This is a genomic window from Pseudomonas sp. 05T35 (assembly GCF_056396605.1).
Genome location: NZ_JBFTLU010000060.1, coordinates 1 through 14128, shown reverse-complemented (window position 1 = coordinate 14128; position 14128 = coordinate 1). Strand labels below are relative to the sequence as shown.

Below are 14128 nucleotides of genomic sequence, written 5' to 3'. Positions count from 1 at the left end.
CCACAGGGGTATGTGTTTATTTAGTTGGAACGTGGTTTACGCCCAGACACGAAATGGCCCATGTCATTGAACCCTGGCGTCGACGAGTGCCCCGGCGTCACCAGCGAGTCGATGAAGGCTTCGTCTTCAGCCGTGATCTTCACCGCCAGGGCCTTGGTGTAGGCATCCCATTGGGCTTCGGTGCGCGGGCCGACGATGGCCGAGCTGACGGCAGAGTTGTTCAGCACCCAGGCGATGGCGAACTCGACGATGCCGACGCCGCGCTCTTGGGTGTATGCCTGAATCTGCTGGGCAATGCGCAGCGACTCGACCCGCCATTCGGTTTCCAGGATGCGCTTGTCCTGGCGCCCGGCGCGGCTGTTGGCGTCCGGGGTGACGTCTGGCGCGTACTTGCCGCTCAACACGCCACGGGCCAGCGGGCTGTAAGGCACCACGCCGAGGCCGTAGGCATTGGCGGCGGTAATTTGTTCGGTTTCGGCCTGGCGATTGACGATGTTGTACAGCGGCTGGCTGATCACCGGTTTGTCGACACCGAGTTTCTCGGCGACGCGGATTACTTCGGCGATACGCCAGCCACGGTAGTTGGACAAGCCCCAGTAACGGATCTTGCCTTGGCGAATCAGGTCGCCGATGGCCGACACCGTGACCTCCAGCGGCGTGTTGTGGTCTTCGCGGTGCAGGTAATAGATGTCCAGGTAATCGGTGCCCAGGCGGGAAAGGCTGGCATCGATGCCATTGAACAGGTGCTTGCGGCTCAGCCCGCTGCGATTCGGCACACCGTCCACCGGGCCGAAGCCGACCTTGGAAGCCACCACCCATTCGTGACGGTGGCCGGCAATCGCTTCGCCAACGATCTCTTCGGAGCTGCCGCCGGTGTAGACGTCTGCCGTATCGATGAAGTTGACGCCCTGATCCCAGGCCTTCTCGATGATCCGCAGCGAATCTTCGGTGCTGGTCTGCTCGCCAAACATCATGGTGCCCAGGGTCAGGGTGGACACTTGCAGTCCGGATTGGCCCAGTGTGCGGTAGGTCATGTGCGAAATCCTTTTACCGGTGGGAAAGGCTCAATCAAATACCAGAACAACCGCACGGGGCAAACGGAATTATCGAACACCGCAGATCAAATGTGGGAGCGAGCCTGCTCGCGATGAGGCCATAACATTCACCATTGAGGGGGACTGTTACACCGCTATCGCGAGCAGGCTCGCTCCCACAGGGATTGTCAGGTATCAAGCGCGCAAGGTGCGGGTCATGCGCAGCGCCAACAGGCTGCCGCAAACAATCACCCCCGCCAGCAGGTACAACGCTGCATCGGTCGAGCCGGTGCTGTCCTTGACCCAACCGACCAGGTACGGGCTGAGGAAACCGGCCATCTGGCCCATGGAGTTGATCAACGCCAGGCCACCGGCAGCAGCGCCGGCGCTGAGCATGGCGGTAGGCACTGGCCAGAACATCGGCAAGCCGGTGAGGGCGCCCATGGTGGCGATGGTCAGGCCAAGAATCGCAATGGCCGGGTTGGCCGCAAAGTTCACGGCGATCAACAGACCCACCGCGCCCATCAACATCGGCACCACCAAATGCCAGCGGCGTTCTTTATGCAAGTCCGCCGAGCGACCGACCATCAGCATGAACACGGCTGCCAGCAGGTACGGAATCGCACTGAGCCAGCCGATCACCAGGTTATCGGCGAAACCGAGGTTCTTGATGATCGACGGCAACCAGAAGTTGATCGCGTACACACCGCTTTGAATGCAGAAGTAGATCAGGCCGAACGCCCAGATTGCCGGGTTCTTGAACACGGCCAGCAGCGAGTCGGTGGCGGTTTTCGGTTTGCTGGACCAATCGATGGCTTGATCCGCCTCGAGCACGGCACGCTCTTCTGGCTTGAGCCATTTGGCGCTGGCGAAGTTGTCGCTGAGCAGGAAGAACGCCAGCGCACCCAGCGTGATGGTCGGAATGCCTTGCAGCAGGAACATCCACTGCCAGCCGGCGAGGCCACCTTGACCGGCGGCGAAGTGGTTGAGAATCCAGCCTGAGAACGGGCTGCCGAGCAGGCCGGACACCGGAATCGCCGACATGAACAGCGCCATGATGCGGCCACGGCGGAAGGTCGGGAACCACTGCGAGAGGTACAGCACCACGCCCGGGAAGAACCCGGCTTCGGCGGCACCGGTGAACAGGCGCAGGGTGTAGAACCCGGTCGGCGTGGTGACGAACAGCAGGCAGGTCGACAGCATGCCCCAGGTGACCATCATCAGCGCGATCCAGCGCCGTGGGCCGAACTTGCTCAGCGCCAGGTTGCTCGGCACGCCACACAACACGTAGCCGATGAAGAAAATCCCGGCCCCGAGGCCGTACACGGTTTCGCTGAATTTCAGCGCATCGAGCATCTGCAGTTTGGCAAATCCAACGTTGACCCGGTCGAGGTAGTTGAACAGGTAGCAGACAAAGATGAAGGGGATCAAGCGCAGGGTAACGCGCTTGTAGACGGCGTTTTTATCGTCATCGGTGGCCAGGGTGGCAGCGGCGCTCTGTGACATGGCGGGACTCTCTTTATTATGATTTTTTGCGAGGCAAGGGTAACGTTGGTCGTCTGGAGAGTCTCGGTCACCCCTACGCGGATGTCTTTGTGCCTGAGCACAGGGTTTGCGCCAACAGCCTGTGCGGGTGAACAATCAATCACCGCACGTTTTCAAGGATTACGTCGCATGTTCGAACTCGATCACGACCTGGCGCAGGATATCGTCGACCGGGCGATGGCCATTCTGCCGTACAACGTCAATGTCATGGACAGCCAGGGGCTGATCCTCGGCAGTGGCGAGCCGGAGCGGATCAACACCCGACACGAAGGTGCGCAACTGGTGCTGGCGAATGGGCGGGTGGTGGAAATCGACGCGCAGACCGCTGTGCACCTCAAAGGCGTGCAGCCGGGGATCAATCTGCCGTTACTGCTCGATCAGCGTTTGATCGGCGTGTTGGGTATTACCGGTGAACCCGAGCAGCTGCGGACCTATGCCGAACTGGTGCGCATGACTGCCGAGATGCTGGTCGGCCAGCGCAACCAGCAGGCCGAACAGCAATGGCGTCGCCAGCGTTGCGATGACCTGCTGGCGTTGCTGCTCAGCGAGGCCGGGGATTCGCCGCGGCTGATTGACGAAGCTCAGCAAATGGGCCTCAAGCCGCAGCTGTCGCGCACGCCTTATTTGTTCGAGCTGGGCCTGGAGCATGGAGCGGGGCAAACCGCCGAGGCCTTGAGTGCCTGGCTGATCTCACGCTATCCCGACAGTTGGTGCGTGAGTTCCGCCAAGTCGTCATTGCTGTGGTGCCGGCCGACCAYGCAAGCAGTGGACAACGAGCGCTTGCTGGAGAAACTCGAAGGCCTGGGCTGGAACATTCTGCGCGTCGCCGTGGGTGGCCAGGCCGATGGTTTGCAAGGCTTGCGCCGCTGCTATCGACGGGTCGGCGACTTGCTGGCCTATGGGCGCGATGTGCTGCCGAAAACCCGGTTGCTGATGCTGAACCGCTATCGATTGCCGGTCATGCTCTGGCGTCATCGCAATGACGATGCCTTGGACGAGTTGCTCAGTCCGCTGCGCAAAGTCATCGCCAAGGACAGCAACGGCCAACTGTTGGCGACGTTACGAAGCTGGTGCGAACACGACGGCCAAAGCCAGGCCTGTGCCGATGCATTGGGCGTTCACCGCAACAGCCTACGCTACCGCATGGAGCGCATTGCCGAACTCAGCGGCGTTGACCCGCTGCGCCTCGACGGCATGCTCGCGCTGTACCTGGGCGTGCAACTGCTGCCCGAGACAGACGCCAAACCGTGAACGACATAAATCCCTGTGGGAGCGAGCCTGCTCGCGAAGAGGTCATCACATCCAATATCCATGGCGACTGACACATCGCCATCGCGAGCAGGCTCGCTCCCACAATGGATCGGCAAAGTTCACAACATTTTGTTTCGCTGCCAATCCTTGTGGGTTTTGTGAGAATGAACAATAAACCCCTGTTGCACTTGTGCAGCGGACCGGCGTTATTGTTCATATCAACTGGCAGCATGGGCTCCATTGGAACTGGAGAATTCACATGAAAATCGTCATCGCCCCCGATTCGTTCAAGGACAGCCTGAGTGCCGAAGCCGTGGCCACTGCCATTGCGCTGGGCCTGGCCGAGGTCTGGCCGGACGCGACGCTGGTCAAGTGCCCGATGGCTGATGGCGGCGAAGGCACGGTCGAGTCGATTCTCGCTGCCTGCGAAGGTGAGCTGCGCAGCGCCAGCGTGCAGGGTCCGCTCGGTATACAGGTCGACGCGCACTGGGGCTGGCTGCCCCACAATCACACTGCGATCATCGAAATGGCCGAAGCCAGCGGCCTGCAGTTGGTGCCGGTGGGGCAACGCGATGCGTGCATCAGCAGCACCTTCGGCACGGGCGAACTGATCCGCGCGGCACTCGATGCAGGGGCTCAGCGGATCATCCTGGCCATTGGCGGCAGTGCGACCAACGACGCAGGTGCCGGTGCGTTGCAGGCGCTGGGTGTACGACTGCTCGATGCTCAGGGGCAGATATTGAAACCGGGTGGGCTGGCATTGGCGCAACTGGCACGGATCGACCTGAGTGAAATGGACCCGCGTCTGGCCGGCGTGCGCTTCGAGATCGCCGCCGACGTCAACAATCCACTGTGCGGTCCTCATGGTGCCTCAGCGATATTCGGTCCACAGAAAGGTGCATCGGTCGAGCAGGTTCAACAACTGGATCAGGCCCTTGGGCATTTCGCCGGGATCTGCGCCCAAGCGCTGGGAAAAGATCTGCGTGACGAATCGGGCAGTGGCGCCGCGGGCGGTCTGGGTTTTGCGGCCAAGGCGTTTCTTGGCGCGCAATTCCGTGCTGGCGTGGAAGTGGTTGCCGATCTGGTCGGCCTGGAAGAGGCGGTACGCGATGCAGACCTGGTGATCACCGGCGAGGGCCGCTTCGATGCCCAGACCTTGCGCGGCAAAACCCCGTTTGGCGTGGCGCGTATCGCCCGGCAGCAGGGCGTGCCGGTGATCGTGATTGTCGGCACGCTTGGCGAGGGCTACCAGCAGATGTACGAACATGGTGTGGACGCGGCCTTCGCCCTCGCGTCCGGGCCGATGACGCTGGAGCAAGCCTGCGCCGACGCCCCGCGCCTGCTACAGGATCGCGCCCGGGACATCGCCCGCGTCTGGCGCGTGGCAGTACATAAGCACTGAACACGGTCCTTTGTGGCGAGGGAGCAAGCTCCCTCGCCACAGGTAGGAGCAGTGTTTCACCACTGAAACACTTCTCCTGCCCAGAAATATATTTCGCTCAACCCTCCATAAAACCTAAAGCCCTGCCGATACAGGGTATAGGCGCATAACCCCTCAAATAAAAGTCGCCTACCTGCACGCTGGGCGCAACTTTCTGCCTGCCAGCGTTCACTGCATGGATGCTCGAAGACTTCACCACCCGAGAGTCATCCTATGTCCATACGTAATATGAATATCGCGCCTCGAGCGTTCCTGGGTTTTGCGTTCATTGCATTGCTGGTCATCGTGCTTGGCATCTTTGCCGTGAACCGCATGTCGATCATCCGCCAGGCCTCCATCGACATGGAAAACAATCAGCTGCCCAGCGTCGCCTTCCTTGGGAACATGACCGAGAGCGTCTTGCGCTTGCGTATCCTCTCGTTTCGCGTGCTGGTAAACCGCGACGCTGCCGGACTGCAAGACGCTGAAACCCGCATCAACGTACTCACTGACAAGGCCAGACAAGCTCAAAAGAGCTACGCAGCCCTGCCAGCCGGCCCGGAAGAAGCGGCGCTGTATAAAACCTTTGCTGCCACCCTGGACAGCTACCTGCAAGCCCAAAGCCAGATGATGGAGCTGTCGCGGCAGAACAAACTCGATGAACTGCGCAACCTGATCAATACGCGTATCAAGGACGGTACCGATCTGATGGGTGAGCAGCTGAACAAATTGATCGCGATTAACAAGGCGGGCGCAACTGAGGCCGATGCTGTAGCGGGCGACCAATATTCTTTCGCTACCAACGGCATCATCGCGGTTTCGGTGTTTGCCGCATTGGTGACGGTGCTGCTGGCCTGGCTGCTGACCCGCAGCATCGTCACACCACTGAACCGTGCGGTCGCCGCAGCTGAGTCGATTGCTGGCGGTAACCTCACCAAACCTATCGTAATTGACGGCAAGGACGAACCGGCGCGTTTGCTCGGTGCCTTGTCGACCATGCAGGCCAACTTGCGCAAAACCATCGAGCAGATCGCCGGTTCCGCGAATCAGTTGGGGGCTGCCGCAGAAGAACTCAGCGCCGTGACCGAAGAAGCGTCGCGCGGTCTGCAACAGCAAAACAACGAGATCGAACAGGCCGCGACCGCTGTCAATGAAATGACCGCCGCGGTGGAAGAAGTCGCACGCAACGCGGTGTCCACCTCCGAGGCGTCGAATCAATCGACCCAGGCCGCCCGTGAAGGTCGTGACCGCGTGGTGGAAACCGTCAACGCCATTCAGACCATGACCCATGACGTACAAAGCACCTCGCTGATGATTGAAGGTCTGGCTACGCAGGGCCGCGATATCGGCAAGGTGCTGGATGTGATCCGGGCGATTGCCGAGCAGACCAACCTGCTGGCACTTAACGCGGCCATCGAAGCGGCGCGTGCCGGTGAAGCCGGACGCGGTTTTGCGGTGGTGGCAGACGAGGTCCGCGCCTTGGCGCATCGCACCGCGCAATCGACCCAGGAAATCGAAAAAATGGTCGCCGGGATTCAAAACGGTACCGGCGAAGCAGTCGACTCCATGCAGCAAAGCAATCAGCGTACGCACACTACATTGGAGCTGGCCCGTGCGGCCGGCGTGGCGCTGGAGCAAATCACCCAGTCGATCCACCAGATCAACGAGCGCAACCTGGTGATCGCCAGCGCCTCGGAAGAACAGGCGCAGGTATCACGCGAAGTGGACCGCAACCTGGTGAACATCCGCGACCTGGCCACGCAATCGGCCGCCGGTGCCAACCAGACCAGCGCAGCCAGCCATGAGCTGTCGCGTCTGGCGGTTGATTTGAATGCCATGGTGGCGCGTTTCGTGATTTGAGATAGGGTTGAATGTGGAGTTCGCGCGACAGGAGATGTACATGCGCTATTCAGCCTTGACCCAACGAATCGCCGGCGACGGAGCCGATGCCTGGCAGATTCACTACCGAGCGCTGGAGTTGCGCGAGCAGGGCGTCGATGTCCTGCTGCTGTCGGTCGGCGACCCGGATTTCGATACGCCGAAGCCGATCGTGCAGGCGGCCATCGACAGCTTGCTGGCTGGCGATACCCATTATTCGGAGGTGCGCGGCACGCGGTCGCTGCGCACCAGCATCGCCCGTCGTCACACCCGGCGCAGCGGTCAGATGGTCGATGCCGATCATGTGCTGGTGCTGCCGGGCGCGCAGTGTGCGGTGTATTCGGTGGTGCAATGCCTGCTCGACCCAGGTGACGAAGTGCTGGTCGCCGAACCGATGTACGTGACCTATGAAGGCGTGTTCGGTGCCTGCGGGGCGAAGGTGGTGCCCATCGCGGTGCGACCGGAAAACGGATTTCGCGTTGACCCGGCGGACGTCGCCGCACGGATCACTCCCAGGACGCGCGCCATTTTGCTCAACAGTCCGAACAATCCTTCCGGGGCAAGCCTGTCGCTGCCTATCTGGCAGGCCTTGGCGCGTTTGTGCGTCAAGCATGACCTGTGGCTGATCAGCGATGAGGTCTACAGCGAACTGTTATATGAGGGGGAGCACATCAGTCCGGCCAGCCTGCCGGGGATGGCCGAACGTACGGCGACCGTGAACAGTCTGTCGAAATCCCATGCCATGACTGGCTGGCGAGTTGGTTGGGTGATCGGTCCGAAACCCTTGACTGAACACCTGGAGAACCTTTCGCTGTGCATGCTCTTTGGCATTCCCGACTTTGTGCAGAACGCAGCGCGTGTGGCGCTGGAGGCTGATTTGCCGGAGCTTGCGCTGATGCGCAACGAGTACCGTGCGCGGCGTGATCTGGTGTGCGCGCGCCTGGGCGACTGCCCGGGCATCAGCCCGGTGATTCCGGACGGCGGGATGTTCGTGATGGTCGATGTACGCCAGACCGGGGTCGGTGCGCAGGCATTCGCCGAAAAACTGCTGGAAGGTTATGCCGTGTCGGTGCTCGCCGGCGAAGCGTTCGGGCCGAGTGCGGCGGGGCATATCCGCATTGGCCTGGTGCTCGACCAACAGCAGCTGGCCGAAGCCTGCCGCCGGATCGTGCGCTGTGCAACGGAGCTGTTGAAAGCCCGGCGGACCTGAACCGCCTGGAGCTGTGTGCTGGATTTGATGGCCTATTCGCGAGCAGGCTCGCTCCCACACTTTATTTGCGTCGAGCACAGAATTCATGCCCGAAACAAATTCCCTGTGGGAGCGAGCCTGCTCGCGATAGCTATCGAACAAACACCAATACCTTCAAGCTTTCCACGCAACACCATTCACCAGATTCGCCGGCCGTTCACCCGCCAGCGCCGCGAGCAAATTGTCGACCGCACAGCAGGCCATGGCCTCGCGGGTTTCGTGGGTTGCAGAGCCAATATGCGGGGTCGCCACCACGTTGTTCAACTGCAACAACGGCGAGTCGTAGACCAGCGGTTCACGCTCGAACACATCCAGCCCAGCCGCACGAATCTGCCCTTGGCGCAACGCTTCGATCAACGCCGCCTCATCGACCACTTTGCCTCGGGAGATATTGATAAAAATGCTCTCCGGGCGCATCAGCGCAAACTGCCCGGCGCCGATCAATCCTTCGGTTTCAGCGGTCAGCGGTAATGTCAGGCAGACAAAATCGGCCTGCTGCAGCAGCGCAGGAAGGCTGCGGTACTGCGCGTTGAAACGCTGTTCCACCGCAGGTTTCGCGCTGTGGCTGTGATAGAGAATCGGCATCCCGAAACCGAAATGCCCACGCTGGGCCAACGCCTCGCCGATGCGGCCCATGCCGATAATACCCAAGGTCTTGCCATGCACATCGGTGCCGAAATGCGCCGGGCCGATGTTGCGGTTCCATTGCCCGGCACGCACCAGATTGGCCAACTCGACCACGCGCCGGGCCGTCGCCAGAATCAGCGCGAAACCGGTGTCGGCGGTGGTTTCGGTCAACACGTCCGGGGTATTGCTGAGCAGGATCTGTCGGCGGTTCAGGTAGTCGATGTCGTAGTTGTCGACGCCGACCGAGACACTGGCGATGGCCCGCAAGCGTGGCGCCAGGTCGAGCAGTTCGGCGTCCAGCTTCAGGCTGGCGCCCAGCAGACCGTGAGCGCTGGGCAGCGCATCGCGCAAGCGCTTCAGGCCCTCGGCGTCAAGGCTGTCGATCAGCGTCACCTCGGCCTGTTCATGCAAGCGGGCCATGAGTGGCGCAGAGAGTTTTTTGTACAGCACGACCTGCTTTTTCATCCGATCAGTCTCTTGTTCAATTCAGGAATGTGCCGCTACGGGCCGGGCCGTCGCACGCGAGGGTTGGGCCCGGTCGCTGGCACCGGGCTTGAGGAAAATCGTCAGGATCACCGAGAGCATCAAGGCTGCGCTCATCAACAGGTAAGAGGCGCCGGGCGAGCCGGTGGCGCTGTTCAAATAGCCGACCAGATATGACCCGCCAAACGAGCCGAGGGCGCCCATGCTGTTGATCAGCGCCATGGCACCGCCGGCGACGTTGACCGGCAGGATCTCCGGGACGATGGCAAAAAACGGCCCATACGGGGCGTACATGCAGGCGCCGGCAATCACCAGCAGCGCGTAAGACCACCAGAAGTGCTCGGCGCCGAGTGCATAGGAGGCGTAAAACGCGATCGAGGCGATCAACAACGGCGGCCAGACAAACCGTTTGCGCCGCTGAATCCGGTCCGAGCCCCAGGACACCCCGAGCATCGCAATCACCGCCGCCAGATACGGCAGCGCCGACAGCCAGCCGGCTTCGATCATGTTCATCTGCGCACCGTGTTTGAGGATCGACGGCAACCACAGCACAAACCCGTAAACACCGATGCTCCAGCAGAAAAACTGCAAGGCCAGGATGATCACTTTGGGGGAGCGGAATGCTTCGGCGTAATTCTTCACCGCTTTGATTCCGACCTGTTCAGCGACCAGCGCGCTTTGCAGGTCTTGCTTCTGCTCGTTGCTCAGCCACTTGGCGTCGGCAGGCCGATCATCGGCCAGGCGCCACCAGATAAATGCCCAGAGCACCGCCGGCAACCCTTCGATGATAAACATCCAGCGCCAGCTGAAATGCTGCACCAGATACCCCGACACCACCGACATCCAGAGCATGGTCACCGGGTTGCCGAGGATCAGAAAGGTATTGGCTCGCGAGCGTTCGGCGCGGGTGAACCAGTGGCACAGGTAAACCAGCATCGCTGGCATCACTGCTGCTTCGACCACGCCCAGCAGGAAGCGAATGGCAACCAGCATGTAGGCGTTGGAGACAATCCCGGTCAATGTGGCCAGGCCACCCCAGAGGATCAGGCTGACGAAGATCAGTTTCTTCACGCTGTGTTTTTGCGCGTAGATCGCCCCCGGCACCTGGAAGAAAAAGTACCCGAGAAAGAACAGCGCACCGAGCAGCGAGGACAGCCCCGGTGTGATCATCAGGTCGGCGGCCATCCCGGAGGCGGCGGCAAAACCGTAGTTGGCGCGGTCCAGATACGCCAGGCTGTAGGTGATAAACACCATCGGCATGATGTACCACCAGCGGCGGGTGGCGAGGTTCAGCGTTTGCATGGCAGTGCTCCTGAGCTTGTTGTTTTTGTCGCAGCAGGTAACGGTTCTGGTTCAGGTAATGCGGTGACAGTCAGGGCCTCATCGCGAGCGGACGAACGTCGCCCGGCTCTTCCCACAGTAGGTCGGTGGTGTTCACAGAATCTGTGTGTGCATGCGGTCCAGTGTGGGAGCGAGCCTGCTCGCGATTGGCGGCCTCGAACTCGGCGGATAACTGAACGCGAGTAGGCAAACCCTCCATATCCCCCCGGCTCTGTACCGCACGGCTGCCAATCCAGTTGGCCCGCCGCACGGCATCGGGGAGGCTGAAATTCTCCAGCAAGGCGCTGATCATCCCGACCGCAAAACCATCGCCGGCACCCACCGTGTCCACCACGTTGGTCACGGGCACACCCGGTACGAARCCCTGATCATGTCGGGTACGGTAATAGGCGCCGTCAGGGCCGAGTTTGATCACCACCGCCTCGGCGCCCTGATCCAGATAAAACGCCGCAATGTCGGCCGGGGCCTCGAAACCTGTGAGCAAGCGTCCCTCGTTCAAGCCCGGCAACACCCAATGGGCCAAGGCGGCGAGGCGATTGATTTCGCCGATCATCTGCTGTTCGCTGCCCCACAGTGTCGGGCGCAGGTTCGGGTCGAACGAGACGCTGCGCCCGGCTTCGCGCATGCGCGTCATCAATTCGAAGGACATCTGGCGCGCCGACCCGGACAGCGCCGGCACAATGCCGGTGGCGTGAAGATGCCGGGCTTCAAGCAGCTCAGGCACGATCGACTGCACGGACAGCAGACTGGCCGCCGAACCCCGGCGGAAGTATTCGACGCTAGGATCGCGGCCATCGTCGGCACGCGACTTGAGCTGGAAACCGGTTGGGTGCGCGGGGTCGGTCTCGACGAAACGGCAATCCAGACCTTCCTGCTCCAGGGTGTCGACTACAAACCGGCCCAGCGAATCCGCACCGACCCGGCTCAGCCAGGACACTTTGAACCCCAGTCGCGACAGACCGATCGCGACATTGCTGTCGGCACCGGCGATGCGTTTGTGGAACTGCGCAACGTCGGCCAGATCACCGCTCTGTTCGGCGACAAACATCGCCATGGTTTCGCCAAACGACAGAATATCGATCTCAGACATGAGCGCTCTCCAGCCGTGCTTGACCCAGGCGGGCGAGGGTGGCGACATGCTCGGCGGTCAGTTGCACCAGGTCTGTACCTTGCAGCGGATATTCCACCGCCCGCATCACCCCTTGGGGCATGTGCTGCAGGTGCTGTTCCCATTCCTGCAAATCACCGGGCGAGGGCGGTATGGCGACCCGTTTGCCGTCGGCACGGCGGTGGACCGCTTTGCAATGCACATAGCCGACATGCCGGCCCAGCAGGCACGCGGCGCTGGCGGCGGATTGGTCCTGCCATTGCCAGTTGCCGATATCGAAGGTCATCTGTACTGGCAGCACATGCGCTTCAATTGCGCTGAAAAACCGTTGGAACGGCTCGATGCGTCCGCCCTGCAAGGTCTGGTCGTTTTCCACCAGCAACTGCACCGGACTCTGGGACAGGCAGGAAGCCAGCGCCGACAGGGAGTGAGTGTCGGTGAAGTGCCCCAGCGAGACCTTCAGCCACTTGGCGCCAAATGCCCGGGCTCGCCTTAAGGTTTCCGGCAATTCTGGATGGGGCTGCTCCTGTCCTGTCAGCCACAGTTCCAGCGGTGAAGAAAACACGCAACCCAAGCCGTGGTATTCGATGGCCGCAGCCACTTGCGACGGCACTTCATCGGTGAGCAGTTCTTCACGCAGCTCTATGCGATCAGCGCCGGCAGCGGCCAGCAACTCGACAAAACCCAACTGCCCACGCTGGCGTACCAGTTCGGCGCCGTAGCTGGAAAGGCTGATGGAAACGGGTGATTCATTCATTGTTTTGCACCTCTGAAACCGGTTTCATTTTTGTTCAAAAAAATAGCTGATCGTTGATTTATGGGGGGATCTTGAGGGCCCCATCGCGAGCAGGCTCGTTCCCACATGGAATCGCGGTGGTGCTCTTGTGGGAGCGAGCCTGCTCGCGATGGGGCCAGAAGCATCACGCCAGGTTCAGTCGCGTCGACCCACGCTCAATCAACCGCGCCGCAAAATCCAGCGTTCGCGCCGGCCCGTCATCACCGCGCAAGCGCTTGAGCAAACATTCGAATGCGCTCGCACCAATCTCTGCCGTTGGCTGGGCGAGGGCGGTAATACCGTTGCCCACCAGCGGGTACCAGTCGAGGTCGTCGAGGGCGATCAAGCCGATGTCTTCAAACAACCTGCAACCCAACTCGCGCAAGGCATGGGTGCCGGCCAACGCGGCAATACCGTTGGCGCAAAACAGCGCTTTCGGACCGGGGCCGGGTGTGGCCAGGAAGGATTTAAGCCGTGCGCTCAGCTCGTTGCCGGTCTCAACCACCGCACCGCTCAGCCGCGTGCGCTGCTCGAGCTGCGCCTTGAAACTGTTGACCCGCTCAATCCGTGAACTGGTGCCGTCGTAGGGTTCGCTGACCAACACAATGTCGCGATAGCCGCGTGCTTCAAGATGATCCAGGGCCATCTCGACCGCCGCCGGGTTGTCCAGCCCGACCAGGTCGCTGTCCAGCAGATCGACCTTGCGATCCACCAGCACCATCGGCAGTTCACGGTGCAACTCGCGCAGCTCATCCAGGTGATGGCCAAGGGTGTTCACGATCAAGCCTTCGATGTTGTACGAGCGCAGTGCCGCCAGATGCTGGCGTTCCTGTTCATCGTCGCGGTCGGTGTTGCACACCACCAGGCTGTAGCCGTGCTGACGGCAGGCGGTTTCCACGCCATGCATCACGGCAATCGAATAGGGGTTGCGGATATCGGCCACCAGCATGCCGATCAGACGGGTACGCCCACGCTTCAAACCACGCGCCATCTGGTTCGGGCGATAGCCAAGTTCACTGATCGCTTGCTCGATGCGTTTGGCAGTGGCCTCGGACAGCAAGGCCCGGTCTTCGCCAATAAAGCGCGACACGCTGGCCTTCGAGACCCTGGCGTGTTCGGCAACATCGAGCATGGTGACGCGACCGCGCTGGGCGGCGGAAAAAGTAGTCACGGTATGAAGCCTTGTTGTTTGAGTTGTTGTGGCTGGCGCTGAAACCGGTTTCAGAAGACACCAGGCGCACGTGAACGTCAAGCTCATCGACGAAGGAAATTGTAGGAAAAGTCGGATTATACCGACAGACGGTCGTTAGACCTGTCAGATCTGACAGTAGCCGGTGTCGGGGATAGGGCGTTTAATTTTGAACAACGCTTGGTGAGTCACGACTCCAGAAGTCTTGCGAACGTGGAGACCCGCTTC

General features: G+C 61.1%; 11 protein-coding genes and 1 pseudogene. 5 read left to right on the top strand and 7 right to left on the bottom strand.

Annotation, left to right across the window (positions count from 1 at the left end; genetic code table 11):
• Nucleotides 1-20 precede the first annotated feature (20 nt).
• The gene (locus tag AC1DH9_RS06940) at nt 21-1034 is read right to left on the bottom strand and encodes an aldo/keto reductase (RefSeq protein WP_427537035.1); all 1014 of its coding nucleotides are present in this window, start codon (nt 1032-1034) and stop codon (nt 21-23) included.
• Between the two features lie 195 nt (nt 1035-1229).
• The gene (locus tag AC1DH9_RS06935; protein ID WP_427537033.1) at nt 1230-2540 is read right to left on the bottom strand and encodes an MFS transporter; all 1311 of its coding nucleotides are present in this window, start codon (nt 2538-2540) and stop codon (nt 1230-1232) included.
• A gap of 168 nt (nt 2541-2708) precedes the next feature.
• Here AC1DH9_RS06935 and AC1DH9_RS06930 point away from each other — a divergent pair, with 168 nt between their 5' ends.
• From AC1DH9_RS06930 to AC1DH9_RS06910, 5 genes and pseudogenes are all read left to right on the top strand, one after another.
• Entirely contained in the window at nt 2709-3830 is a 1122-nt protein-coding gene (locus tag AC1DH9_RS06930) for a sugar diacid recognition domain-containing protein (RefSeq protein WP_477807965.1), read from the top strand.
• Nucleotides 3831-4089: 259 nt separating this feature from the next.
• On the top strand, nt 4090-5232 hold the full coding sequence (locus tag AC1DH9_RS06925; RefSeq protein WP_477806166.1) for a glycerate kinase: 1143 nt from the start codon (nt 4090-4092) through the stop codon (nt 5230-5232).
• 252 nt (nt 5233-5484) lie between these two features.
• Nucleotides 5485-6252, top strand: a pseudogene (locus AC1DH9_RS06920) (MCP four helix bundle domain-containing protein); the annotation flags it as partial.
• Nucleotides 6247-7110, top strand: a complete 864-nt coding sequence (locus AC1DH9_RS06915; protein ID WP_371917664.1) for a methyl-accepting chemotaxis protein — start codon at nt 6247-6249, stop codon at nt 7108-7110. The pseudogene AC1DH9_RS06920 and the gene AC1DH9_RS06915, both read left to right, overlap by 6 nt.
• Nucleotides 7111-7150: 40 nt before the next feature.
• Entirely contained in the window at nt 7151-8338 is a 1188-nt protein-coding gene (locus AC1DH9_RS06910; protein ID WP_427537027.1) for a pyridoxal phosphate-dependent aminotransferase, read from the top strand.
• Between the two features lie 153 nt (nt 8339-8491).
• On the opposite strand, the gene AC1DH9_RS06905 is transcribed toward AC1DH9_RS06910, so the two are convergent.
• The 5 genes from AC1DH9_RS06905 to AC1DH9_RS06885 all read right to left on the bottom strand — a co-directional run bounded on the left by AC1DH9_RS06905 (nt 8492) and on the right by AC1DH9_RS06885 (nt 13882).
• Nucleotides 8492-9469, bottom strand: coding sequence for an NAD(P)-dependent oxidoreductase (locus tag AC1DH9_RS06905; protein WP_427537025.1), 978 nt, complete (start codon nt 9467-9469; stop codon nt 8492-8494).
• A 21-nt stretch (nt 9470-9490) separates the two neighbouring features.
• Nucleotides 9491-10789: an MFS transporter gene (locus AC1DH9_RS06900; RefSeq protein WP_427537023.1), complete on the bottom strand. Its 1299-nt coding sequence runs from the start codon at nt 10787-10789 to the stop codon at nt 9491-9493.
• Nucleotides 10790-10859: 70 nt separating this feature from the next.
• On the bottom strand, nt 10860-11918 hold the full coding sequence (locus AC1DH9_RS06895; RefSeq protein WP_427537021.1) for a sugar kinase: 1059 nt from the start codon (nt 11916-11918) through the stop codon (nt 10860-10862).
• Nucleotides 11911-12693 carry a sugar phosphate isomerase/epimerase family protein gene (locus tag AC1DH9_RS06890; RefSeq protein WP_427537019.1) on the bottom strand — a complete coding sequence of 261 codons (783 nt, stop codon included), beginning with the start codon at nt 12691-12693 and terminating at the stop codon, nt 11911-11913. Before AC1DH9_RS06890 ends, AC1DH9_RS06895 begins: the two co-directional genes overlap by 8 nt.
• Nucleotides 12694-12856: 163 nt before the next feature.
• The gene (locus tag AC1DH9_RS06885; RefSeq protein WP_427537017.1) at nt 12857-13882 is read right to left on the bottom strand and encodes a LacI family DNA-binding transcriptional regulator; all 1026 of its coding nucleotides are present in this window, start codon (nt 13880-13882) and stop codon (nt 12857-12859) included.
• Nucleotides 13883-14128 lie beyond the last annotated feature (246 nt).